The organism is Providencia sp. PROV040 (genome assembly GCF_032706145.1).
In the GTDB taxonomy this organism is placed as follows: domain Bacteria; phylum Pseudomonadota; class Gammaproteobacteria; order Enterobacterales; family Enterobacteriaceae; genus Providencia; species Providencia hangzhouensis.
The window spans coordinates 3,146,628-3,170,538 of record NZ_CP120530.1 but is presented as its reverse complement, the minus strand read 5'-3'; the positions used below and the strand labels follow the sequence as shown (position 1 = coordinate 3,170,538).

The 23,911-nt window shown below is 39.1% G+C and carries 19 protein-coding genes and 2 pseudogenes; 19 read left to right on the top strand and 2 right to left on the bottom strand.

The genetic code is table 11. The annotated features are described in order from the left end of the window. Positions 1 to 33 precede the first annotated feature (33 nt). The 5 genes and pseudogenes from P3L40_RS14640 (at position 34) to P3L40_RS14625 (ending at position 7,051) form a co-directional block, all read left to right on the top strand. Positions 34 to 1,410, top strand: coding sequence for a DUF262 domain-containing protein (locus P3L40_RS14640; protein WP_272693210.1), 1,377 nt, complete (start codon positions 34 to 36; stop codon positions 1,408 to 1,410). Then, on the top strand, positions 1,407 to 3,353 hold the full coding sequence (locus P3L40_RS14635; protein ID WP_272693211.1) for a DUF262 domain-containing protein: 1,947 nt from the start codon (positions 1,407 to 1,409) through the stop codon (positions 3,351 to 3,353). The genes P3L40_RS14640 and P3L40_RS14635 overlap by 4 nt, the downstream gene beginning before the upstream one ends. Further along, entirely contained in the window at positions 3,346 to 6,381 is a 3,036-nt protein-coding gene (locus P3L40_RS14630; RefSeq protein WP_272693212.1) for a type I restriction endonuclease subunit R, read from the top strand. Before P3L40_RS14635 ends, P3L40_RS14630 begins: the two co-directional genes overlap by 8 nt. Positions 6,382 to 6,595: 214 nt before the next feature. Then, positions 6,596 to 6,783, top strand: a pseudogene (locus P3L40_RS25150) (hypothetical protein); the annotation flags it as partial. A gap of 34 nt (positions 6,784 to 6,817) precedes the next feature. Continuing rightward, positions 6,818 to 7,051 (top strand): lysis system i-spanin subunit Rz, encoded by a 234-nt coding sequence (locus P3L40_RS14625; protein ID WP_161729449.1) that lies wholly within the window; start codon positions 6,818 to 6,820, stop codon positions 7,049 to 7,051. Between the two features lie 159 nt (positions 7,052 to 7,210). Here P3L40_RS14625 and P3L40_RS14620 read toward each other — a convergent pair whose 3' ends face one another. Continuing rightward, complete coding sequence (locus tag P3L40_RS14620) at positions 7,211 to 9,217, bottom strand: hypothetical protein (RefSeq protein WP_272693213.1); 2,007 nt, start codon at positions 9,215 to 9,217, stop codon at positions 7,211 to 7,213. A gap of 98 nt (positions 9,218 to 9,315) precedes the next feature. Between P3L40_RS14620 and P3L40_RS14615 the strand changes: the two genes are divergently transcribed. From P3L40_RS14615 to P3L40_RS14590, 6 genes are all read left to right on the top strand, one after another. Further along, the gene (locus P3L40_RS14615; protein WP_272693214.1) at positions 9,316 to 9,546 is read left to right on the top strand and encodes a helix-turn-helix transcriptional regulator; all 231 of its coding nucleotides are present in this window, start codon (positions 9,316 to 9,318) and stop codon (positions 9,544 to 9,546) included. 17 nt (positions 9,547 to 9,563) lie between these two features. Further along, positions 9,564 to 11,057, top strand: a complete 1,494-nt coding sequence (locus P3L40_RS14610; RefSeq protein WP_272693215.1) for a YfjI family protein — start codon at positions 9,564 to 9,566, stop codon at positions 11,055 to 11,057. A gap of 303 nt (positions 11,058 to 11,360) precedes the next feature. Then, positions 11,361 to 12,032 (top strand): inovirus Gp2 family protein, encoded by a 672-nt coding sequence (locus tag P3L40_RS14605; RefSeq protein WP_272693216.1) that lies wholly within the window; start codon positions 11,361 to 11,363, stop codon positions 12,030 to 12,032. A gap of 645 nt (positions 12,033 to 12,677) precedes the next feature. Then, positions 12,678 to 13,541, top strand: a complete 864-nt coding sequence (locus tag P3L40_RS14600) for a reverse transcriptase family protein (protein WP_272693217.1) — start codon at positions 12,678 to 12,680, stop codon at positions 13,539 to 13,541. 455 nt (positions 13,542 to 13,996) lie between these two features. Next, on the top strand, positions 13,997 to 14,125 hold the full coding sequence (locus P3L40_RS14595; protein ID WP_272693218.1) for a transposase: 129 nt from the start codon (positions 13,997 to 13,999) through the stop codon (positions 14,123 to 14,125). A gap of 250 nt (positions 14,126 to 14,375) precedes the next feature. After that, positions 14,376 to 14,714 carry a hypothetical protein gene (locus tag P3L40_RS14590; protein ID WP_272693219.1) on the top strand — a complete coding sequence of 113 codons (339 nt, stop codon included), beginning with the start codon at positions 14,376 to 14,378 and terminating at the stop codon, positions 14,712 to 14,714. A 42-nt stretch (positions 14,715 to 14,756) separates the two neighbouring features. Here P3L40_RS14590 and P3L40_RS14585 read toward each other — a convergent pair whose 3' ends face one another. Further along, positions 14,757 to 15,950 (bottom strand): tyrosine-type recombinase/integrase, encoded by a 1,194-nt coding sequence (locus P3L40_RS14585; RefSeq protein ID WP_272693220.1) that lies wholly within the window; start codon positions 15,948 to 15,950, stop codon positions 14,757 to 14,759. A 331-nt stretch (positions 15,951 to 16,281) separates the two neighbouring features. Between P3L40_RS14585 and P3L40_RS14580 the strand changes: the two are divergent. The 8 genes and pseudogenes from P3L40_RS14580 to P3L40_RS14545 all read left to right on the top strand — a co-directional run. Further along, positions 16,282 to 16,473, top strand: a pseudogene (locus P3L40_RS14580) (IS3 family transposase); the annotation flags it as partial. A gap of 966 nt (positions 16,474 to 17,439) precedes the next feature. Beyond that, on the top strand, positions 17,440 to 18,684 hold the full coding sequence (locus P3L40_RS14575) for an ammonium transporter (RefSeq protein WP_125892694.1): 1,245 nt from the start codon (positions 17,440 to 17,442) through the stop codon (positions 18,682 to 18,684). A gap of 103 nt (positions 18,685 to 18,787) precedes the next feature. Continuing rightward, complete coding sequence (locus P3L40_RS14570; RefSeq protein WP_004256085.1) at positions 18,788 to 20,377, top strand: ABC transporter substrate-binding protein; 1,590 nt, start codon at positions 18,788 to 18,790, stop codon at positions 20,375 to 20,377. Continuing rightward, positions 20,377 to 21,345: an ABC transporter permease gene (locus P3L40_RS14565; protein ID WP_210852597.1), complete on the top strand. Its 969-nt coding sequence runs from the start codon at positions 20,377 to 20,379 to the stop codon at positions 21,343 to 21,345. The genes P3L40_RS14570 and P3L40_RS14565 overlap by 1 nt, the downstream gene beginning before the upstream one ends. Then, positions 21,342 to 22,148, top strand: coding sequence for an ABC transporter permease (locus P3L40_RS14560; RefSeq protein ID WP_004256081.1), 807 nt, complete (start codon positions 21,342 to 21,344; stop codon positions 22,146 to 22,148). The genes P3L40_RS14565 and P3L40_RS14560 overlap by 4 nt, the downstream gene beginning before the upstream one ends. Next, positions 22,148 to 22,933 carry an ATP-binding cassette domain-containing protein gene (locus P3L40_RS14555; protein ID WP_004256080.1) on the top strand — a complete coding sequence of 262 codons (786 nt, stop codon included), beginning with the start codon at positions 22,148 to 22,150 and terminating at the stop codon, positions 22,931 to 22,933. The genes P3L40_RS14560 and P3L40_RS14555 overlap by 1 nt, the downstream gene beginning before the upstream one ends. A 205-nt stretch (positions 22,934 to 23,138) precedes the next feature. After that, positions 23,139 to 23,441 (top strand): urease subunit gamma, encoded by a 303-nt coding sequence (locus P3L40_RS14550; protein ID WP_004256079.1) that lies wholly within the window; start codon positions 23,139 to 23,141, stop codon positions 23,439 to 23,441. A gap of 18 nt (positions 23,442 to 23,459) precedes the next feature. Then, the gene (locus P3L40_RS14545) at positions 23,460 to 23,885 is read left to right on the top strand and encodes an urease subunit beta (RefSeq protein WP_004256072.1); all 426 of its coding nucleotides are present in this window, start codon (positions 23,460 to 23,462) and stop codon (positions 23,883 to 23,885) included. Positions 23,886 to 23,911: the final 26 nt, after the last annotated feature.

Sequence of the window (23,911 nt, the reverse complement as noted above, 5' to 3'; positions counted from 1 at the left end):
AGCTTCTAACAGATTAAAACATAAGGAAATGAAATGACGGTAAGTGTCGCAACCTGCTCGGTGCAACAACTTTTTGAAGGCCAGAAAATACAGGGAAATAATGGCAAACAGATTACTGGAGAGTTAGTTATTCCTGAATACCAGCGGCCTTATTGTTGGCAAAGCCAGCAAATTGATAGCTTGCTAGAAGGTTTAGATGCGCATTTTCGTAAGCATAATGAGCTATCGTATTATTTGGGTAGCCTTATTCTTCACCACGATGAACAACAGCTGAAAATTATCGATGGTCAACAGCGTATTACGACATTAGCTTTATTCAGTTTTCTATCTCAACAACACCAACAGCTTGATCTACGTTTTGAGTCTCCCCGTAGCCAACAACAAATTAAGACAAATCTTGATTGGTTAGAAAATCATAAGTCGAAATGGGCGAAGCTTATCAATTTTGAGCGTATTCAATTTTCATTGGTGGTCACTGAGTCAGAAGATGATGCATACCGCTTTTTTGAAACGCAAAATACTGGCGGTGTGAGACTTGGTGGTCCCGACATCATCAAAGCTCATCATTTAAGAGCTGTTCCTAAGGTTCATCAATCAAGATTTGCGCTCCAATGGGAAGGATTGGGTAATTTAGATAGCTCCGTAAAATTTCTTTTGAAAGGACGATATTGGCAACTGTTGAATATGCGAGATCTTGCACCACATCAGCAGACAAAAGTGGTAAGGGATCAAATTGTCTCCGAACTAGGTGAACAAACGACTGATGGTGACGACATTGCTTATGGCCAAGTACTGCGGTTAACCGGGATTGGTGGGGATGTTGTTCAAAAAGCCGCGCAACAAGGATACGAAATCAGACAACCACTTAATGCTGGTGTCAACACTATTCGTTATCTGGCGTATTTTCAAAACCTGTATCAGCGATACTGGGTTCATCCAACTTTGCCCCATCAAGAAGGCTACAACCGTTTTGTTTGCTGGCTTAAGGGGTTGGAAGGATGTGGTTATCTACAAGGTTTATATGAAGCATGTCTGATGATGTATATCAGCCAGTTTGGTGAATATCAGTTGGAGTTGGCCGCGAAAAAAATATTCAGAGTCGTTTACTCACGCAGAGTGAGTAATCAGAAAGCAGTGAGAGAAAATTCAATTTCACGTTTTGTGAAGGACTATCCCGTCTTGGATTGGATTGCCTTGAGCTATACGCCTAAGCAGTGCTTTGTTTTTTTTGATGCTTTTGATTTGGCCGTCGATCCTAGCAATTTAGATTCAGATACCAATAGTGTTAAGAAGCGCTTTATTACAGAAGTAAGTAAGCATTTCCAACTGGCTTTGTCGCCAGAACAGTACGCGACTTCATTTGCTAACTTATTAACCTTCAATATCACCAAAATGACGGAGAAAACATGAGTTCAAAAGTTGAAACGGAGCTGCTCTCATTACGAGCTATTGCGTCAAAAGATTTGGGCTTCGTTATTCCTTGCTATCAGCGTCCTTACGTTTGGCGTGAAGAAGAAGTTATCAAGTTATTTGACGATATTCGTGATGCTTATTTAGCTAAAGAGCCCCATTACTTTATTGGTAGTGTTTTGAGTGCGTTAAATGGTGATAAAAGCGAATATGAGTTGATCGATGGGCAGCAAAGAACCACAACATTGATGTTGTTATCACTTGCTTTCAAGTCGGTAGGGATCGAGACTCAGTTGGCTCATGTGAGTATCAAAGGTGAAAATCCGAGGTTAACGTTTGAAATTAGAGAGTCGGTTCGCAACTTACTTGGCAGTTATGCGGGACTGGAAAAGATTACGAAACCTGCTGAAGAAGATATTCGCAAAGATGAGTACTTAGTACATCTAGAAGCTAACCTTACCATTTTGAAGCAGCAAGTTGATAAGTTAGCAAAACAGCCCCACTTCGATATTTATGATTTTGCTAAATACATTTTTGAGCAAGTGCAATGGGTCAACAATATTGTTCCAGCATCGATGGATCTGAACCGGATGTTTTCGAGTTTTAATACGGGTGGCATACAGCTAGAACCGGTCGATTTATTGAAGGCAAAGTTGTTCAAACACATAATAACAGATAAGGACGTTTATAGTAGTATTTGGCAAGCCTGTGAACATACAGACAACTATTTTGAACGCAATCTGAGGCAGATATTCAAAAATGCCGACTGGCAAACGCTGGAGTATTCAGATCTTGCCAAATATCAGGCAGGGCTATTTCCTCTAGTCGGTTCTAGTCACTATATTCAACGAGTCGGTAAATCAATTGCTGAGATAGCATCAGGTTTACAAGACTTTGATGTCGACCCCGAACAAACTCAAAATCAAAGCGATGATTTTGATGATGAGACCGTTTATTGTCGTTCAATAATCAGTTTTGAGTTGCTATTGATTCATACGCTCAGAATTTTTTGCACCCAAAAATCGTGGGATGATCTTGCTCCTCGTATCCGTGCTAGTAATTTGATGTCGTGTTTTGAAAGGTTACTACAACAAGATGAACGAACCATTAAATCGTTTATCGAGTTGTTATGGCAGGTTCGGTATCAGTTCGACACTTGGGTTGTGAAATGGGTAGAGCATGATGATAGAGAAGATGCTCAGTTACGTTTAACCTCGATTAGCAAGAATAAAACCTATATCAACCGTAAAGCCAAAGAACTTGGTTTACTGGCACAATTGCAAGCCGTACGTAACTTTACCGGTGATCACTCAGCCCAGTATTGGTTAACTGCGTTTCTAAGTCGATTGGTTGCTGATCCGAAAGTGAAAGATGAAGACGTAGTTACGCTATTGGAGAGCATCGATAACAAAATGTCACTTACTAGGGAAACGCAAAAAGAAGCCAGCTTTAAACTTGCATCAGACATATCGCCACAAACGATACCCTGGGAAGAACAAGCCACATATCTTAAAAGCCCTTTAGGAACTCGATTCGAGCATTATTGGTTTCAGAAGCTGGAATACTTGCTCTGGAAAAACAGTGAAAAAGCCAATGATGATAAGTTAAAACGTTATCGGATTACTTCGAAAAATTCGGTTGAACATGTTCACCCTCAAAAAGAAGAGTACCATCGTGAGCTAGAAAATAGCTCACTAAATTCTTTTGGAAATTTAGTGCTTCTAAGTCCAGGTGAAAACTCTTCGTATAGCAACCAAACGGTAGCAAAGAAAAAAGCTGATTTTGATTCTAAGCCGCGTTACGACGCGTTGAAGCTGAAAGATATTTTTGAGACGTACACACAATCAAATAACCAATGGTCTGCTATCGAAATAGATAAACATCAGCAGAGGATGTTGAAATTATTAGAAAAACATTACATGCAAGGAGTTATCAATGGTTAGTAACACTAACGAGCAGGCGTTAGAGGCTAGTATTGAAAGAGCACTCACTGGTCATTGCCTTGAAGATCAAAAAACAGGCATTTCGGATGGTCTTGTTATGCCATATAGAGTGAGCCATTGCGGCTACTCATCAGGTTCCCCATCTGATTTCAATATAAAATATGCCATTGATGAACGTTTTTTCTGGCAATTTCTGCAAAAGACACAAGAAGTAGAGTTGGCCAAACTGCAAAAGAACAACCCCTCAGATTGGCAGCGTAAGTTACTCGAACGATTTGACCGACTGATTAAGAAGCATGGCATTCTTCATTTACTTAAGAAAGGGCTAAGCGTAGACGATGCTCATTTCAATTTGCTCTATCCAGCCCCTTTGGCAAGCAGTAGTGAGAAGGTAAAGCAAAGCTTTGCAGATAACGTGTTTAGTTGTACTCGCCAAGTGCGCTATTCCATGGTAAATCCCCTACAAGAAATCGACATGGTATTGTTTATCAACGGAATACCCTTGATAACGCTGGAGTTGAAGAACGCATGGACCGGGCAAACAGCACGTTATCACGGCCAAAAGCAGTATCGAGATGATCGGGATGCAACTCAGCCATTGCTGACCTTTGGCCGCTGCCTAGTGCATATGGCGGTCGATACCGACGAAGTGTATATGACCACCAAGTTATCAGGTAGCAGTACATTCTTCTTGCCGTTCAATAAAGGTCACAATCTTGGACAAGGCAACCCGCCGAATCCATCTGGCCATAAAACGGCATACCTATGGCAAGAAGTATTCACTAAAGAAAGCTTGGCGAATATTATTCAGCATTTTGTGCGTCTGGATGGGTCAAGCAAAGATCCATTACCAAAGCGAACCCTGTTCTTTCCTCGATACCACCAATTGGATGTGGTGAGAAAATTAGTAGACCATGCCGCCCAGCACGGTGTCGGTCAGACTTACTTAATTCAACACTCAGCCGGTTCAGGTAAGTCTAACTCGATTACCTGGGCAGCTTATCAGCTAATTGAAACCTATCCTGCTTCGTCTGATGTAGCTGACGGAAAAAGCTTGGAGCAGCCGTTATTTGACTCTGTAATTGTGGTTACCGATAGACGCCTATTGGACAAGCAGCTGCGGGATAACATTAAAGAGTTTTCTGAAGTAAAGAACATTATTGCCCCGGCGAACAAGTCTTCTGAGCTTAAGCAGGCGCTGGAGAATGGCAAAAAGATCATTATAACGACGATTCAGAAATTCCCGTTCATTATTGATGGTATCGCCGATCTTAGTGACAAGCGCTTTGCGGTGATCATCGATGAAGCACACAGCTCACAGTCTGGTTCGGCGCATGACAATATGAACCGAGCGATGGGCAAGTCTGAAGTCGAAGATGCAGAAGATGCTCAGGATAAAATCCTTCAGGCGATGAGATCGCGTAAGATGCGCTGGAATGCGTCGTACCTGGCATTTACAGCGACACCAAAAAACAGCACTTTGGAGAAATTTGGTCAACGCCAAGAAGATGGCTCTTACAAGCCGTTTCACTTGTATTCGATGAAACAAGCCATTGAAGAAGGCTTCATCTTGGATGTGCTGGCAAATTATACGACGTACAAAAGTTATTATGAGATTGAGAAATCAATTGCTGATAACCCTGAGTTTGATACCAAAAAGGCGCAGAAAAAACTCAGAGCTTATGTAGAACGAAGCCAGCAAACAATTGATACCAAGGCAGAGATTATGCTGGAGCATTTTGTTCCGCATGTCGTGAATACGAAAAAGCTCAAAGGTAAAGGTAAAGGAATGGTGGTCACTCAAAATATTGAGACGGCCATTCGATACTACAAAGCGATAAGGCGAATACTTGAGGAGCAAGGGAACCCCTTTAAAGTTGCCATTGCTTTCTCAGGAACCAAAGAAGTTGATGGTATTGAATATACCGAAGCAGATATTAATGGTTTTGCCGAGTCAGATACCAAAGATATGTTTGATACCGATGAGTATCGACTTTTAGTGGTTGCGAACAAGTATCTGACTGGGTTTGATCAGCCTAAACTTTGCGCCATGTATGTAGATAAGAAGCTCGCCAGTGTCTTGTGTGTTCAGGCGCTATCTAGGCTCAATCGCAGTGCACCTAAGCTAGGGAAGAAAACAGAAGACTTGTTTATCCTGGATTTTTTCAACTCGGTTGAAGATATTCAATCAGCATTCGATCCTTTCTATACAGCAACGTCATTGTCCCAAGCTACAGATATAAACGTACTGCACGAGTTGAAAGATGAAATGGACGATGTCGGTGTGTACGAGTGGTATGAAGTTGAAGACTTTGTGACGCGTTATTTCAAGAATGAAGACGCCCAAACACTCAGTCCAATCATTGATATTGCCGCAGCGCGGTTTGACCATGAACTAGATCTTGAAGCTGAAGCTAAAGTGGACTTTAAGATTAAAGCCAAACAGTTCGTTAAAATCTATGGGCAGATGGCTTCTATCATGCCTTATGAAATGGTCAGCTGGGAAAAACTGTTTTGGTTCCTGAAGTTTTTAATACCGAAATTGAAAGTGGAAGATCCCGATGCTGATGCTATTGATGAGCTTCTCGATTCTGTCGATCTGAGTTCATACGGTTTGCAACGTGTGAAGCTTAACCACAGCATTAAACTTAGTGACCAAGAAGCGGAGCTTGATCCTCAAAATCCGAACCCACGTGGGGCGCATGGCGGTGAAAAAGAAACTGACCCGCTGGATGAAATCATTCGCACATTTAATGAGCGATGGTTCCAGGGCTGGAGTGCCACACCTGAAGAGCAAAAGGTTAAGTTCGTGAACATCGCTGAAAGTATCCGCAATCACCCTGACTTCGAATCGAAATACAAAAACAACCCAGATCCCCATAATCGAGATTTGGCCTTCGAAAAAATGCTCAAGGAAATCATGCTGCAACGCCGTAAAGATGAACTTGAGCTCTACAAGTTGTTCGCAGGAGATTCAGCATTTAAAGCGTCGTGGACGAAAAGTATGCAACGAATGGTAGGTAGGTAGAAAGGAGTGATGGTTTGCTGAAGGCAGTCTCAGAGTTATTAGGTGGGTCACCATGCCTGAAAGGACGTCAAATTGCCAAGGAGCTGGGGCTGGATAAGTCACAAGTGAACTCGTTTCTTCACAAACACCAGGATACGTTTGTCAAAAACTCAAATCATGAATAGTGTCTGATATGAGGTCAGCATGTGGAAATTGATTTGGTGATTTTTTGAAGATCATTGACACCAGTGGCACACCTGTTGAGATAAAAGAGCTTGAACCAAGGTGGCGTGTTGCAGCGGCCTTCGGCGTTTTGTTCCATGATATTAGCCCGTATCAGACTAGTCCCTAACAGACGAAGATGGCGGCTATCAGTGGAACCCTTTTAAAAGGCAGATAGCGCCCACTACCTGCCTAAGCAGCTTCTAGTACTGACTATAGCCTAGCCATATGGGGAATGTGGAAACAACACGAAAGGATAGGTGAGCTAAACACTAAGAATGCCGAATTGCTTGTTGAGCTGACCGAACAAGTCAAAATCAATGCAGATTATCAAGAACGCGTCCAATCCCTCCATCAACTCGATACAAAACATACTCAGGAATTAGCTAATGCAAAAATTCAAATTGATAAGTTGCGTAACCCGATGATATTTTTTTGCTCTATAATATTCCTCTCTGCCATCAAGTAGGTATTGCCCAACTTAAAAATCATAAAACGAATTAATAACAAGTTAACGGGCCGCCCACTAGCCAATAAAATATAAAAATAGAAGGTATACCCTGCAACAGCTGCTACATGTAGCAGCTGTTGCAGGTGCATTGATTGACATGAATAAGAGTGAAGGTGTTTAGTTATCTTTATTAGTCTGTTTTTCTTTCACGATGAGTAATGCGCGGCGTAATGTTTCTCTTTCTTCATATTCATATTTTGATATTCCTGTGAATGATAATATGTTTGGAAGTGATTCGCCATAACCCGCTAGATTTTTATATAAATAAGAAAGGCAACCAAGGCAATTATATAATGTAGCCTCATTGAGTATACCTATCAGATTATCATTGGTTTCGTGTTTCGTTAATACTTTATTTTGAATGATAAGGCTTGCCAGTTCTTTATCTGTAAGCAACATTTTCTCCTGAAAAAAAGCTTCCCTTAATTTTTTAAGGGCGAGCTCAACCGAATCGAGAAGCCCATAAACGGATTGTGAGGGAATTAGTTCGGAGTGATCATTGTCATAAATAATCATTTTTTTTATCATTCTATTATATATCATGATTGAATGCAGAACTGTTTGGTTGTTGGGATCATTAATTACAGGGTTTTCTTCTATATCAGAAACTGACTGAGTAGGATTTTTAATGTCGTGTGTAACAATGATATATTCAGTATATACACCTTGATTTGTTAAAATAGGATTGATATAGGAGAGCAATGATCCGTATCGAATCGATTTTGGTTCAAACTTTATTTTTAATGCGAGATTGATAATAGCAAGTGTAGATGTAAAAAAACCTAATGGGAATTCTTCAAATGAGATTTCGTTAATAACCTCTCTTATGTTATCTAACTCGTTAGCGTAAAGTAGCTCAAGAATATAAGGGATTTCTTTGTATAATTTAAGAGATGGCACTTCGTCACAGAGCTCATCTAAGTGTGATGATAATTCAAAAATGCTTATTTTTTTTGGGGGGGAAAACTTAGATAATTTTATGGAAGGCACAAGAGTAGGTAAAGGCAGATGAGATTTATTTTCAAATATAAAGTTTTCTAAAATATTAAGAATACCGTAACAATAACTAGGGATACATTGACACTCACATTCAGGGCCTTGGCCGCAATCATAGTCATCTTCACAACTAGAGATATCTATTTTCTCGTGAGAAATTAATACATCGATATACTCATACAGTGCATTTTCCCCAAAAAAAATAGGATCATTTTTAACATTTTGGTAAAGATACTGTTCTAAATAGAAGAGAGGATCTGGCGCTTCAAGTTTATCTTCAAGTAATTTTTTATAATTTGATACAAGTGGCGTCAGTAGGTGAGTGATTTTTTGAAAGGCGAGCAGGACACTAAGAGAAGTATAAGCGACTCTCAATTGCTCAAATTGGGTATCGTGTGGTTTACCTATCTCGCTCGCTTCTTTTTTGCAAGCATCAATAATCGTATCGATGTTACAAATTGTTGTGAATGATGAGGTTCTTATGTTGTTAATTGAGGTTGTAATTTCAAAAAGATTAACAATGGGGTTGAACGCTAATGTCTTGATGTAGTATTTGAGATAGGCTCTCACACCCTTACAGAGCGATTCGAGATTATTGTGATGATTGTCGTAGTATTCACTCAGTATAAAATGATGGATATGACTGTAAAAATGTAATTGTTCTTTATCGACGGAAAGACTCAGCGTTTTATACATATCTAATGCCACAATGGCGGGTATGGTGGCTTTTGTATATTTTCTTAATATTTCTTTTTTTTCTAAATTAGACACAACGTATTGAGCAATCAATGCGTTATACAGTTGCTCATATTTATAGAAAAACATCTGTCTTTCTGTCTGAGTAAAGACTGCTTTGCTATCGATGATATTAATCAGTTTTTGATAAGTTTCTTTAGTATTGATGTTGTCATCACCATATTCCTGCGTTTTCAGATTACCTGTTTTTGCAAAAAAATCTTGATGTAATGAAAAATTTTCAATTTTTCTCTGGTTAGCTAGATTTAGCGCTTTATATTTTTTATTTTTATTTTTCCTTTCTTTTGTGTTGATTTTTTCTATTCTATCCTTATTTAAAACTGTTATGTCGTAGGCTGTTAACATGATATTAGCAAAAATATGGGTGTACATGACATTCTCCAGTTGGTTTCCAATTTTCTACGAGGACATATTGCCAGATGATGTGGAAAATGAATATCTCTTAAGAACGTGAATCAATGGAGAATCAAATGCATCATCTAAACGAAAATATGAGTCAGAATAATTTGCCTATACGTATTTTACGTATGACCGAGTTAACGGTAATGCTAGGGATATCCAGATCGAGCATTTATGAAAAATTGAACCCTCGCTCTAAGTATTACGATGAGAATTTTCCTAAGCCTATCAAGCTTGGCGCCTCATCAGTTGGCTGGCAATATGCTTCAGTTGAAAAATGGTTAACTTCAAGAATTGTTTAATCAATAAGGCGGATGAAATGTCACAAAAAAATGAAGAGTTATATTTAAACATAGAGAAATTACCAGATTATTTTCAACGCATGATTGAGCAAGTACATATAAAAACAGGAGCGGCGGCTGAAATTATTTTTCCTACTCTGTTAAGTGTGATGTCCCTGTCGTGTCAGGATAGCTTTGATATTGAACCGATAAGTGGACGAAAATATCCACTGTCACTTTATCATGTTGTTTTGGCGAGGTCGGGGTGCCGAAAATCTACTGTTTATAAACTGCTCACAAAAGCAATTTCAGAATTTGAGCAACAACTCGAACAGGATTTCTATATTGAAAAAGATAATTATGAGCGGTGTCTGGTGCTATGGAATATAAAATTTAGCGCATTAAATAAATGCTATCAAAAAGCGCTGAATCAGGGAATAAAAGTGAATGAAGCTTTTTTGAATTTAGAAGAGTGCCTTGTTCAAAAACCAGTAGCACCAATAAAAAAACGTTTAGTAATCAATGATTCAACAAGTGAAGGTCTGGCTCAGGAGTTGGGGGATGGATATCCCGTATTGTCGCTGATGTCAGATGAGGCGGGTGAATTGTTTGAAAGTAGTTTATTGCGAAAAACACCATTACTAAATTCGCTTTGGTGCGCAGAGGGGAAATCGGTAAGCCGAGCATCTAGAGATAACTATGTCATCAAAGATTGCCGTTTTAGTCTGTTACTTATGGTCCAGCCAGCGTTATTTGACAGCTTTATGGATAAAAAAGGAAAGAAAGCAAAGAGTTCAGGTTTTTTAGCTCGCAGCTTATTAGTGGATCTAGATCAAATTCAGCAATTATGTGAGATAAAAAATGTTTCACATTCAACTGAATTAAGTCTAGCAGATTTATCGGCTACGTTGATAAACCATTTACAAAAAGGAATAAAACGTCGGGAAAATGACGAAGAACGCCATTGTATTACTTTAGCACTCGATGCCCAAGGGGCGTGGAATGGCTATTATCAAGCTGTTAAAAAGATGATGGAGCCTGGTGGGGAATTACATGCTTATGATGATTACGCATCGCGCTTTATGGAGCATGCTTCTCGAATTGCTGGGGTGATGCAAATGTTTATGACACCCGATTCCACTGTTGTTACGTTGGAAACGCTGGAGTCGGCAGTCTATATTACTCAGTGGCATCTTAATCATTTTATCAAAAAAATAGATGATTTTAAGGAAGTCAGTGATGCTGAAAAACTCCTGTTATGGTTGGAGGAGCATCTTGTTAGTAATAAATCTTATGATTTTAGGCGAAATGACATCATTAAAAATGGCCCCTATTCACTGAGACGCTCTGACCGTTTGCGGCCTGCATTAGAAAAACTACAGCAGGAAGCTAAAGTTCAATTATTCGAAAAAAATGGGATTAACTATGTCAAGTTTACGGGGGCAAGAATGACGCCTGAAGAGCTAGCCGAACGATTGAATATTCCGTTGAGTAGCAGAGGAGTATTCATACTCAATAACTCACCAAGATAAGGATAACTTCAGAGTTATTTTTAATAATATCAGTGAGTAGGATTATATCACCAAGCGAGATTTATTGCGGCTTTGGTGAGGGTTGAGTCTGTCTTTTATTAAATGGATGATGTCGGTATAGGTAATATATACCATTTTACTAAATACAATATTAGTTTATAACAATAACACCTATCAATCAACAAAGCAATGTTTATTTAATCACCGTACCTATTGTGCCTATAACTTATAGTGTTATGGATGCGATAGGTACATAAACACGAATACAGATATCGCTATTTCTATGATAGTAAGGTAATAAAAATGTCAGCTTATGCATTAACTAAAACAGAATTGGATCAACTGATAACTATCGCGAGTGATCGCTATGATTCCTCGATATCGTATTATATCCTTCGTCGATTACTGGCAGTGGTTGAGAATACACTAGAACACCATAACCGAGTATTTGCAATCCGAGTTGATTTACGATTCGCTCAGGATAGTAGTCCTGATGCCCCGGATATGCCTATATGTTTTCAACGCACGGATGAGCGAGCCATTACCCGTTTTATCGAGTCACTAAAAAGCCAACTGAGAGCCGCACATCATCGTACGGGGCGTTCAGGTACACCAGCACTCCCTTATTATGCTTGGGTAAGAGAACGTAATGAAAGTGAATATCCTCACTACCATTTAGTTTTGTTATTTAATCGAGATATATACGGCTATTTAGGCAACTATTTACAAGATGATGCCAATAATATGGCGACTAGAATACAACGGGCATGGTGTAGCGCCATTGGCTTAGCGTACCCAGACTATGCACCATTAGTTAACTTTCCAGAGAACCCCGTATTTCGATTTGATAGACGAGATGCTCTGACTCGCAATTCTAATTATTTTGATTTCCTATTACGCATGACGTATCTGGCTAAAATGAATACCAAGGAGCTCATTGCTGACTTTAGAAACTTTGGAACCAGTCAGGTTTAATTGAGAGGTATTAGCTCAGACTTGAACTAACAGGTTTTGTTGGGTAGAACATAACTAAGCCTGACCGGCTGGTCTGAGCGAAGAATGAGGAAAGGTAGAGGGGGGATATAAGGTTGCTGTTTTTAATGATGTGATGAACGACCTTTATACAACGAGCGTGATGTGGCAACATTAGCTTAGACTATCTAGGGGATGGGGGATGCATCGTTGATTAACATTCAGAAAACCTAGTATTTAGATTTCATGAGTATTGCAGATTGGCTAAAGTACTTTAAATGCCTATAATCTAGCTTGTAACAATTATAAATTTTAAAATTGCTCATAGCTGGGTTTTTCATAGGTGGGGTTAATGAAGGTAGAGAGAGATAAAGCAAATTACTTAGTCAAAGTTCATAAGGAAGTAAATTTAATGTCAAAGGCTATTCTTCATTCAGGTCTTTCAAAATTTATGTTTGTCGAGCATAAAACAAGTTATAATCGAGGGTTACATCTGATTCAGATAGTTTTACATCTCAAAATACCTAATAAGAATAAAAAAACTATAATAATATGTAGTGATTATACTATCAGCAGGTCGAGTAAAGCATTTTTTTTGAAGACAATTTTAGAAATAAAAAGGAAAATAAAAGCATATAAGGATATTAAATGTATTTAATAAAAACGATTGAAAATCAGGATGTTATATTCTTTAAAAAAGTAATAGTAAAAGGTAAGAAAGAACGAGAGATATATATAATTGATGATAAATCGAAGATTTTGTTCAAAAAAATAAATTCAGAACTTTGTAAAGTATATTATAACACAGTGTTTATGAAAGAGAATAAAGATATACGAGATATAGCTCATGGTTTTTTTAAAGGTAGAAACCCATTAACTAACGCTAAAGCACATAAAAATTATGATGTTACAATTTCCTTAGACATTAAAAATCATTTTAGTAGCATCAATCAAAAAATGGTTGATGAGTATCTAACCGCTGAACAGCGGTATCTTTGTTTTATAAATGAAATACTGCCTCAAGGCCTTTTAACTAGTCCAGTAATATCTAATTTAGCGATGATTAAATTAGATAGAAAAATAAATTACCTTTTAAAAAAAATAGCATTTGGCTCGAATTGTCAAATAGATGCAAGTAGCCTTTTTTATGCTTCTAGCGTCGTTAAAAATAGCAAAATCATAAATTATAAATATACTAGGTATGTTGATGATATTACTATTAGTTTGAATCTTAATCCGGAATTAGACAAAAAATCAAAGAAAAAATTGATAAATGATATTATCAATTCCGTAACATCGGAGTGTAATATTATAGGATTTAAAATTAATAGCAAAAAAACTTCTGTTCAACTTGAAAGTAATGGATTTAGGATTATTACAGGCGTTGCAGTTAGTAAGTCAGTCATCAAGGCGTCACGAAAAACTAAGCGGAAGCTGAGATCAGCTATATATAATGCACGTTACAACAATGCTATAGGGTTATTTAATTGGATAGATTATATAGGAAGGTAGCGGGTTTCCCCGCTACCTGTGATTACGGCACGTCCCTGCAAGGCGCTATGCGCCTCATGTGTTACGCGTAAGCGAAGTGACGATGGTTTCGGATAATTCAGCGGACGGTACATCACGCCATATCATTGTTCAAATGAATATATCTCAAGCTAATCACGCTATTAGCATACCAAAAAACTATAGGTATGTTAACTACTATTAATTTTTCCTTGGAACCCTATTGGTATTCATGGAATAATTTTAAACTAATATTAATAGTAAAATTTTCATTTCTTCATCTGTATCTGTTTGGTTTCAATGGTGTAGGAGTTGTATTTCTTAACATTTTACTGTATTAACTCCACCTTTTTAAATAACCCCTCATAATGATAGTTGGTATCTCTGAAGTGGCATAGTTAATTTGGCCACCTGACTAGAGGTAATATTTTTGCCTCAATAACTTCATAGGTGAGCGTATGGTTAAGCAATATTCAGCTGAATTTAAACTCGAAGCCGCTAAAATAGTGGTTGACCATCATTACTCCGTAGCTAAAGCCGCACAGGCAATGGGCGTGAGTCTTGTCGCTCTTAATCGATGGGTATGATTAGAGCGACAAGACAAAACCCCGACGGGACTTCCGCTTACGCCCTAGCAGATTGAACTTCGTGAGATGAAAAAAAAGATACAACGCCTTGAAATGGAAAACTAAATTTTAAAAAAACTACGGAGCTCTTAATGTCGGACTCATTGAGGGACTCGCGATAATCGACAAACTAAGGGCGCATTATCCCGTCGCAACGTTCTGCCAACTTTTTGAATGTCATCGCAGTAGCTATCACCATTGGCATCATCGAATGAAAAATGCTGTACTAGACGGAGGGTGGGCAATTAAACGAAGTTTAGTCAAAGAGGCTTGGAACTTAAGTGGCGGCTCTGCAGGCGCAAGGACGATCGCCACCATCGTCACGACGCAGTATGGTGTGAAAATGAGCTGTTATATTGCCAGTAATTTAATGAAAGAAATCGAGATTACGAGCTGCCAGCATGTGAAACATCGCTATAAACACGGAGCAAAAGAACATGTCACCATTCCTAATTTACTCAACCGCCAATTTGCTGTCACTGTCCCCAATCAAGTGTGGTGTGGCGATGTGACGTATATTTGGACAGGAAAATGGTGGGCGTATTGTTAATAATAGATAAAAAGAGCTAGCCATATTGGCTAGCTCTTAAGTTTAAGGCAAGAGATAATCAGCCCACGCTTGCATCATAGGGCGTCGCTGATCTAATAAGTCCGTTCGGTGATAAGCTGCTTCCACTTTATTTTTCACTGTATGAGCAAGTGCTCTTTCAGCTAAATCCCGAGAATAGCCATGCTCAGAGCACCAATCCCGGAAAGTTGAACGAAAGCCATGTGCTGTTGCAACGCGATTAGGATTATCGCTAGGGGCTTTCGTACGCCGTAAGAATGCAGTGAGCACCATGTCAGAAAGGACAACTTGTTTTCTGGGGGAAGGAAAAACCAATTCATCATGTAGCCCTTTTAAGCTATGGAGTAGCGACATAGCTTGATCCGATAAGGGAACTCGATGCTGCATGCCAGCTTTCATTCTTTCGGCTGGGATAGTCCAAACTCGTTGTTTAAAATCAATTTCTCCCCATCGCATGGCTCTAGCCTCTCCAGAACGTGAGGCGGTGAGTATGACAAATAAGAGTAAGGCACGAGTGACATTGTATCGTTCATCTGTGGATACATAGGTTGCAATATAAAGAGGGAGTGATTTCCATGGCATTGCAGGTTGATGTTCTGTACGGACATTAACGCTGATTTGTTGTGGTAATAAATGGGCGACCACATCGACAGGGTTAGCAGAACAATAACTATGTGCCCATGCCCATTGCATAACCGCATGGATACGTTGTTTGACGCGAGAGGCGGTTTCGGAGCGAGTTAACCAGATAGGGCGTAATGTGTCCGCTATATCAGCGGGTGCAATGGTATCTAATGTCATTGAGCCGATAAACGGAAATACATATTGTTCAAGTGTAGTGATCCATTGTTTACCGTGCTTTTCATTTTTCCAGCCAGGAAGTAATTCTGTATGAAGTTTACGAGCAGCATCTTCAAAAGAAGGGATTGATGGCTTCTCAGAAATTGATTTTTTGAACTCAAGGGGATCAATACCTTTGATTATTTGCTCTCTCATTGTTGAAGCAATATTTGATGCTTCTGAAATTGTGATTTCGGGGTAACTACCTAAACCCGCATTTCGGCGTTTTTGTGTTACTGGGCTCATATAGCGAAGTACCCACTTTCCTCTTCCTTTTGTTGATGATGGATGTAGAGTGAGGCCCGTGATACCACCATGAGGTAATGGTTTATCCCCAGGTTGTATATTCTTAGCTTTCGTATTGGTTAATAAAGCCATGGTGAATTTATCCTAAGATTGGGTATGCCATCTGGTATGCCATTATTGTTAGGTTTTGTATGGAGGTCATTATACATGCTTGGATTTGTATTTGAATAATCTATTGATATTACGTTACTAATTGAATAACTCTGGATGGGGTTGGATTTATGTTAAGCGGACTCCTCCTCCGCCATCTTCACTTCTAGCAACATTTTCTAAAGTCTTCCAATCCCCTTAAGTTATACAAACAAACAAGCAAACAAGCATTCCAACTAAATCCCATTATTCCAATATCTACTAACGTCTATTGAAAACTATCCCCTTTAGGTGGCACATATAGGGGTACATCAATGCGGTGATGGAAAAAATTTTTAGGAGTTTAAAGATAGAAAGACTCAATCATTTATCGTTTATGAATCATCAATCTGTTATCGATGAGGTTGAAAATTACGTTTAGTTTTACGATTATTATCGATGCCATTCAAAGATTGGTTATTTAACACCACATCAAAAATATTGTGAATTCAAAGATGCCGCTTAGATCTTCTACTGAATTTGTTGATCATTTCAACGATCATAATGATGGAACAATGGTATTTCTGAATGTCGTTTTTTAATGCATAGAGCAACGATTTCTTCACCGTCTTCATTCTCATGTTGTCATCTAAATGATAACCCAAATTTTTTATGAATAAGCATCTGTAATTAAACTTAAATCAGTATTGCCTTCATGAGTTTATAAATAGGTAATATAAGCGACACAAGATTGTACTGGTTGCGTGGGAGTAAATCCTGACTTAATTAAATTTGGATGCTGATGAAAGCAATGATGATTTAATGTTGTTAGATGATAATTTCGTTTAGTTGGCACCAATAATCGATGTTTTTTAAATAAAGAAAATAATCGTTCACGTCCAATAATTAATTGTTTTTGTTTGAAAATAAAGTGCAACTACGAACACTTAATAGAGACATGAAAAATGTGCTCAGATTTCACTGAATAGATAATAATATCATCTGACTTCTCTTTTTATCAGATGTATCTTGTCGTTTGTAATAGGCTTGACGGCAGATCCTCATAAAGTGACAAACTGTGGTGATTGTGAGTTTTTTAATCATTTTTTCTTTAATAACACCGCGTTGCGCTTGTTTGATAAGCGAACTCAAAATCTCTATCCATGTGCCACTCTGAACCTCGGCGGCGTTTAGTCTTAAAGAGCTAATTTAAATTTTAACACTTCATCAGTGTTAAAATTTAATCTACCAGTACTATTTATTATTGACTATTTTATATTAAATTTTTAACGTTAAAATGAATAATCCATTATTTTTATTTTGGTTAATAATTCTATTGATTATCTCACTGAATGTTATATTATGAAAAAAGATAACTATGTGATTGAACTGTAAATATATAAATCAATTATTAAACTGCTATATATATGAAATAATCATTTCCTATTTCGATATTCTAAATATGAATACATTCATTGGAGAGTATTAATTAATGAATAATATACTTGCAGTATTGGATGTCCCAAATACAGCATTTATGCTGCTTTGTACAAGTCTTGTTATGCTAATGACTCCTGGACTTGCTTTTTTCTATGGTGGATTAGTCTCTCGTAAAAGTGTTATTACCATTATGTCCCAGAGTTTCTTTTCTATGGGGTGGGTGGCAATTATTTGGTTCGTGGTTGGTTATTCATTATCGTTCGGTCCCTCGATTAATGGGATTGTCGGCGACCCATTTTATTATGCATTCTTGAATAACATAAGCCCTCAAACGATGTATACCGGTAATGATGGCGGCTTACCAATACTGGTTCATTTTGGATATCAAATGATGTTTGCGATTATTACCCCAGCCTTGATTACAGGAGCTTTCGCAAATAGAGTTAATTTCCCTGCTTATCTCATCTTTTTAACCTTATGGACATTATTTGTCTATGCACCGTTCGTTCATATGGTTTGGAGCCCAGATGGCATTTTTGCTAAGTGGGGAGTTGTTGATTTTGCGGGTGGTATTGTCGTTCACGCAACAGCCGGTTTCGCTGCAATAGCTTCAGCGTTATATGTAGGTAAAAGAGTCGTTAAGTCAGATGGTACTCATAATATTCCTTATATTGCACTTGGCGCGGCTTTATTGTGGTTTGGTTGGTATGGTTTTAACGCTGGGTCTGAACTGCAAGTCAACACCGTAACCGTTTCGGCGTTTATTACTACCGATATTGCGGCTGCATTTGCGGCAATTACTTGGTTTATTATTGAACGCTTACATACAGGCAAACCTAAACTTGTCGGTTTTTTAACAGGAGCAGTAGCTGGTTTAGCCACTATTACACCTGCTTCAGGTTATGTTTCAATTGGTTCTGCGGCAATTATCGGGGTTATTGCCAGTATCGTCTGTTATACCTGTGTTTTCTTAGTCCGACGCCATTTAGACGATGCATTAGATGTATTCGGTGTGCATGGTATTGGTGGTATTACAGGCTCGATTTTAGTCGGTGTATTTGCATCAACGGTTTGGAATGCGAAAGGGCCAGCAGGGTTAATTGAAGGAAACGGGATGCAAATTGTGAAGCAAACTGTGGCCGTTGTCTTTACCAGTATTTGGTCCTTTGTCTTTACAATCTTAATTCTTTGGATAATCAATAAATTTACGCCAGTCAGAGTTGACCAAAGTGCTGTTGGTGACAATTTAGATACCGTTGAATTTGATGAAGACGCATATCGAGAAAAAGCAGATTAGTTATCAAATATATTATTTCTTGCAGTTTATCCTAATTGGTGGGTTTATTTGAACTACCGGTTGGGATAGCTGCTAAATACAGCTGGTAATTTAGGATGGGTATATGAAAAAGAAGATAGCAATAGCTATTCAGGCTATTTGTTTTATGGGGCTATCGATGGGGGCAAATGCTGCGACCGATACACAGCAACCACAAACTTTGCGTCTAGCGATTGGTTCTGAGCCAACTGAAGGGTTTGACCCGATGTTAGGCTGGAGCCACGGCAGCTATTTACTTTTACATAGTCCATTATTAAAACAAAAAGCTGATTTATCTTGGCATAGCTATATGCTTGAAAAATATGAGCATTCAGATGATGGTAAAGAGTGGACGTTAAAATTAAAAGACGGACTAAAATTTTCCGATGGCTCCCCATTAACCGCAAAAGATGTTGTTTTTACCTATAACAACGCCGCCGCAAGTGGTGGAAAAGTCGATATGGGGAACTTTGCTAAAGCAGAGGAAATCAACCCATCTACTGTTAGAATGACTTTATCTGCTCCGCAAAGTACCTTTATTAACGTATTAGGTTCATTAGGGATTGTTTCTGCGGATAAATATGATGCGAAAAAATACGCTCATAATCCTATCGGAGCAGGTCCCTATCGCTTAGTGAACTTCCAACCAGGTCAGCAATTAATTGTTGAAAGAAACCCATTTTATGCGGGGCCTAAAAACGATTTCGATAAAATGGTTTTTGTTTTCTTGAATGAAGATGGTGCTTTTGCTGCCGCTCAAAGTGGTGAATTAGATATTGTTCGTATTCCTGCTGCCGTGGCGAGTAATGCGAAAGATGTGAAAAGCATGAGATTGATTGAGCGCCACAGTGTTGAAAACCGAGGGATTTCCTTCCCAATTCCACCTGCGGGAGAGAAAAATGCGTCAGGCGACCCAATTGGTAACGACATTACTTCCGATGTTGCTATTCGCAAAGCGATCAACTACGCCATTGACCGTAAGCTATTAGCAGACGCGGTATTAGAAGGTTTTGCGATCCCTGCATATACTGGCGTTGAAGGCCTACCTTGGAATAACCCTCAATCTTCATTTAAAGATGGGGATGTCGAAAAAGCGAAAACTATACTTGAAGATGCTGGCTGGAAGCTGAATAAAGACGGCTTAAGAGAAAAAGATGGCAAAGTGGCGAAACTGACGCTTTGGTACGCCAGTGGGGATAGCACTCGTCGTGATTTAGCTCAAGCCGTAAGGGCTAGCTTAAAGCCAATTGGTATTGAGATGGATTTAAAATCAGGCAGCTGGGAAACCGTGGAAAAGTACATGCATGCCAACCCAACATTATTTGGGTGGGGGAGTCTTGACCCAATGGAGCTTGTTCATAACTACAGCAGCAAAGCCGCTGGTGTGGGGTTCTATAACGCGGGTTACTACAAAAATCCAGCAGTCGATAAGGTGATAGAAGAAGCACTTCGTCAGCCAGACCAAGATGCGGCAATTCCATTTTGGCAAAAAGTGGATTGGGATGGCAAAACAGGAACAGGTATCCAAGGTGACGCCGCTTGGGCTTGGTTAATGAACGTACAACATCTTTATTTATTGAATAACTGTGTTGAACTAGGTAAGGGGGCACCTGAAATTCATGGTTCATGGTCAGTATTGAATAATGTGGATGATTGGGCGTGGACTTGTAAATAATGCGGACAACCATCGGGCTTTTATTGCGGTTTGTCTGTTTATTATTAGTGACAGCATTTGGGGTTTTTATTCTCCTAAGCTATTCACCAATAGACCCAATTAAAGCCTACATTGGCAATGATTTAATGCATGTTCCCCCCGAGCAATATCCATTGATTGCAGCTCGTTGGGGGCTTGATCAGCCATTATGGATGCAGTTCTGGTATTGGTTTTCTCAGTTATTACAAGGTGATATGGGGTACTCCATGCTCTATAACACCCCTGTTTCACAGGTGATTGCTGATAGGTTAGCGCCTTCATTAGCTTTATTATTATCGGCATGGCTATTTTCTGGGGCGATGGGTTTTTGTTTGGGGTTGGTAGCCGGGCGTTACCTAAATAGATGGCCGGATAAAGTCATTTCAACACTGTCTTATTTATTGGCTTCAATTCCTGTTTTTTGGGTTGGCTTACTTTTATTGTCACTTTTTGCTGTTTCATTACAGTGGGCGCCAATTTGTTGCGCTTGGCCGATAGGCTTAGATGAACAAACATCAACATTGTCACAAAAAGTGCATCATCTTGTGTTACCTGTAGTGGCTTTAGGGATGTTAGGCATTGGTAATATAGCTCTGCATACTCGTTCGAAAGTTGCTGAGGTGATGAACAGCGAGTTTATCCACTATGCGAAAGCACAAGGGGATAAAGGGTGGCCGATGGTCAGCTTTCATGTAGTAAAACATGCGGTTACACCCGCAATATGTTTACAGTTTGCCTCAATGGGAGAATTGCTCAGTGGCGCATTGCTAGCAGAAAAGGTGTTTGCTTACCCAGGCTTAGGACAAGCAACCATTGATGCGGGTTTGCGGGGTGACATCCCTTTATTAATGGGGATTGTGATGTTATGTGCGGTAGTGATTTTCTTTAGTAATAGTATTTCTGACATTATGCTCAAGAGCGTGAATAAAGGGGTACTCCGAGAGCCATGACTTATAACCCAAATAAGGCTTTAATTAAGTTAGTTATATCCTTGTTGTGCTTATTCGCTTTAGGGGCATATGCAGCATGGCTTTCCCAAACAGATGTAGAAGTGAATTTACTCGACCGTCGACAAGCGCCATCGTGGATACATTTATTTGGTACTGATAATTTAGGTCGAGACTTGTGGGACAGAGTATTCCAAGGAATAGCGACCAGCTTACAAATTGGCACCATAGCAGCCGTATCGAGCGGAGCGATAGCACTCGTGATGGCAAGTTTATCCTCATTTAGTAAGACAATGGATTATGTTATACGTGGATGTATTGATTCGTTATTAGCACTACCTCACTTGTTATTGCTGATATTGATTTGCTTTACATTAGGTGGTGGCAAAGTGGGTGTAATTTGGGCGGTTGCGTTGACACATTGGCCAAAGTTGACGTTGATCTTACGTTCCGAGTTGCTCCGAGTGCAGCAAACAGATTACATCATGTTATCGAAACGGATTGGAAATAGTGCGCTCTACCGATGCCGGTATGACTATTTACCGATGATCCTTTCACAATGGTTGGTGGGGACATTATTGATGTTCCCACATGCGATATTACACAGTGCAGCACTGAGTTTTTTGGGTTTTGGTTTGTCTCCACATGAAGCATCATTAGGTATTTTGCTTTCCGATGCATTGCGTTACTTGAGCACAGGAGCATGGTGGTTAGCCATGTTTCCGGGCATTGCATTAGTTGGTTTAGTGCTGTTATTCGATCAATTTGCTAAAGCAGTACAACAATTATGGTTGAGGAGCGATTGATGCTAAGTTTTGATAACCTTACGATTGATGTAGCGAAATTTCGCTGGCTAGGCAAAAAACAGTGGTCTCCGCTTTTACAAGATATTTCATTGGATGTGGCTCCAGGTGAAATGGTTGCATTGGTAGGAGGAAGCGGGGAAGGGAAAAGTTTACTACTGCAAAGCAGTTTAGGTTTGTTACCTGAAAATATGCGTTGCCGTGGTGATATTGTGTTAAATGGAAGTCAGTTAACAGAAAAGTCAAAACAGCAATATCGCGGCAATTCATTGTGCTATATCCCTCAAGGAGTTAGCGCATTAAACCCTCTCATTAAGATAGGGCCTCAACTTGAACGTGCCGCTGTCTTAAGTGGGCAGCATATTCAAATGCACGACGTCGCGTTGCACTTACAACAATATAATTTACAAGCAGATTTAATCCATAGTTATCCCAATAAGCTTTCCGGGGGAATGGCAAAACGAGTTCTGGCTTGTAGCGCGACACTTTCCCAAGCTGAATATATTCTTGCGGATGAAATTTCATCTTGGCTAGACGATGAACATGCGATGCAACTTCTACAACATATCAAGTCTCTTTGCTTTGATGGTAAAGGTGTTTTGTGGGTTACTCACGACCTTGCAATGGCTGTTCGTTTCGCTGATCGCATTGCGTTATTACGTAATGGTGTTTTAGAAGAAGTACTCAGTAGTGAAAGATTAAAGCAAGGCGGAGGCGGGAAATGGTTTCAATCTCTATGGAATTCTTTGCCTGAACAACAATTTATGAATTGGACTAATACTATTTAAAAATTAAACATAAGGAATAGCCAATGTATATCCAGTCTTATTTTGATTAATTAAATTGGAATATTTATTGGTTAGAGTTTTATTTAATTTGTCGTTATTAGATGTTTAACTCAATTTATATTTTATAAACAAAGCGAGTATTAGCTCGGAAAATGATTATTTATCAATATTAACAATGTTAAGTTTTATCAATTGAGGAGGCGTTATGCAATTAACCCCAAGAGAAATTGAAAAATTGATGGTTTATACACTCGCAGATGTGGCTGAAAAACGCCGTGCACGTGGTGTGAAATTAAATTATCCAGAAGCTGTTGCCATTATTACAGTCACGGCACTTGAAGGGGCTCGTGATGGTAAAACTGTTGAAGATGTAATGAAAGAAGCGGCGACTGTTTTAACAAAAAAAGACGTTATGGATGGCGTAGGGGACTTAATTCCAAATGTGCAGGTTGAAGCGATTTTTACTGATGGTACTCGCTTAGTGACAGTCCACAATCCGATTAAATAAATGAAGGAGAGGTGAATCATGAGTAATTCAAAAGCAGACATTAAAGTTCCGACTCCTTTAGGTGGTGTTATTTTTGCTGATGAGCCTATTGAGTTCAACGTCGGTAAACCTGAAACAAAAATTAAAGTTCGTAATACGGGTGACAGACCAGTGCAAATTGGTTCCCACTTCCATTTTTTTGAAGTTAACCATGCATTAGAGTTCGACCGTGCAGCGGCTTACGGTAAGCGTTTAAATATTGCCTCTACAACGGCAATTCGTTTTGAGCCAGGTGATGAAGTTGAAGTTTCACTGATCCCTTACGGCGGAAAACAAAGTGTATATGGGTTTAATAACCTTGTTGATGGTTGGGCGGGTGATAACGTTGCCGCTACTGAACGTCCTGCTAAAGCAATCGCCTTAAATAAAGCAATTGCTCGTGGTTTTAAGCATAAGGAACAGTAAGCGCGTTAGATGTCAGTAATGATAAA

Coding starts and splice junctions, on each gene's coding strand:
- P3L40_RS14545 (WP_004256072.1), top strand. CDS start 23,460: ATGAGTAATTCAAAAGCAGACATTAAAGTTCCGACTCCTTTAGGTGGT.
- P3L40_RS14585 (WP_272693220.1), bottom strand. CDS start 15,950: ATGGCTTTATTAACCAATACGAAAGCTAAGAATATACAACCTGGGGAT.
- P3L40_RS14630 (WP_272693212.1), top strand. CDS start 3,346: ATGGTTAGTAACACTAACGAGCAGGCGTTAGAGGCTAGTATTGAAAGA.
- P3L40_RS14550 (WP_004256079.1), top strand. CDS start 23,139: ATGCAATTAACCCCAAGAGAAATTGAAAAATTGATGGTTTATACACTC.
- P3L40_RS14635 (WP_272693211.1), top strand. CDS start 1,407: ATGAGTTCAAAAGTTGAAACGGAGCTGCTCTCATTACGAGCTATTGCG.
- P3L40_RS14615 (WP_272693214.1), top strand. CDS start 9,316: ATGCATCATCTAAACGAAAATATGAGTCAGAATAATTTGCCTATACGT.
- P3L40_RS14555 (WP_004256080.1), top strand. CDS start 22,148: ATGCTAAGTTTTGATAACCTTACGATTGATGTAGCGAAATTTCGCTGG.
- P3L40_RS14625 (WP_161729449.1), top strand. CDS start 6,818: ATGTGGAAACAACACGAAAGGATAGGTGAGCTAAACACTAAGAATGCC.
- P3L40_RS14565 (WP_210852597.1), top strand. CDS start 20,377: ATGCGGACAACCATCGGGCTTTTATTGCGGTTTGTCTGTTTATTATTA.
- P3L40_RS14560 (WP_004256081.1), top strand. CDS start 21,342: ATGACTTATAACCCAAATAAGGCTTTAATTAAGTTAGTTATATCCTTG.
- P3L40_RS14640 (WP_272693210.1), top strand. CDS start 34: ATGACGGTAAGTGTCGCAACCTGCTCGGTGCAACAACTTTTTGAAGGC.
- P3L40_RS14590 (WP_272693219.1), top strand. CDS start 14,376: ATGAAAAATGCTGTACTAGACGGAGGGTGGGCAATTAAACGAAGTTTA.
- P3L40_RS14600 (WP_272693217.1), top strand. CDS start 12,678: ATGTATTTAATAAAAACGATTGAAAATCAGGATGTTATATTCTTTAAA.
- P3L40_RS14620 (WP_272693213.1), bottom strand. CDS start 9,217: ATGTACACCCATATTTTTGCTAATATCATGTTAACAGCCTACGACATA.
- P3L40_RS14595 (WP_272693218.1), top strand. CDS start 13,997: ATGGTTAAGCAATATTCAGCTGAATTTAAACTCGAAGCCGCTAAAATA.
- P3L40_RS14575 (WP_125892694.1), top strand. CDS start 17,440: ATGAATAATATACTTGCAGTATTGGATGTCCCAAATACAGCATTTATG.
- P3L40_RS14570 (WP_004256085.1), top strand. CDS start 18,788: ATGAAAAAGAAGATAGCAATAGCTATTCAGGCTATTTGTTTTATGGGG.
- P3L40_RS14605 (WP_272693216.1), top strand. CDS start 11,361: ATGTCAGCTTATGCATTAACTAAAACAGAATTGGATCAACTGATAACT.
- P3L40_RS14610 (WP_272693215.1), top strand. CDS start 9,564: ATGTCACAAAAAAATGAAGAGTTATATTTAAACATAGAGAAATTACCA.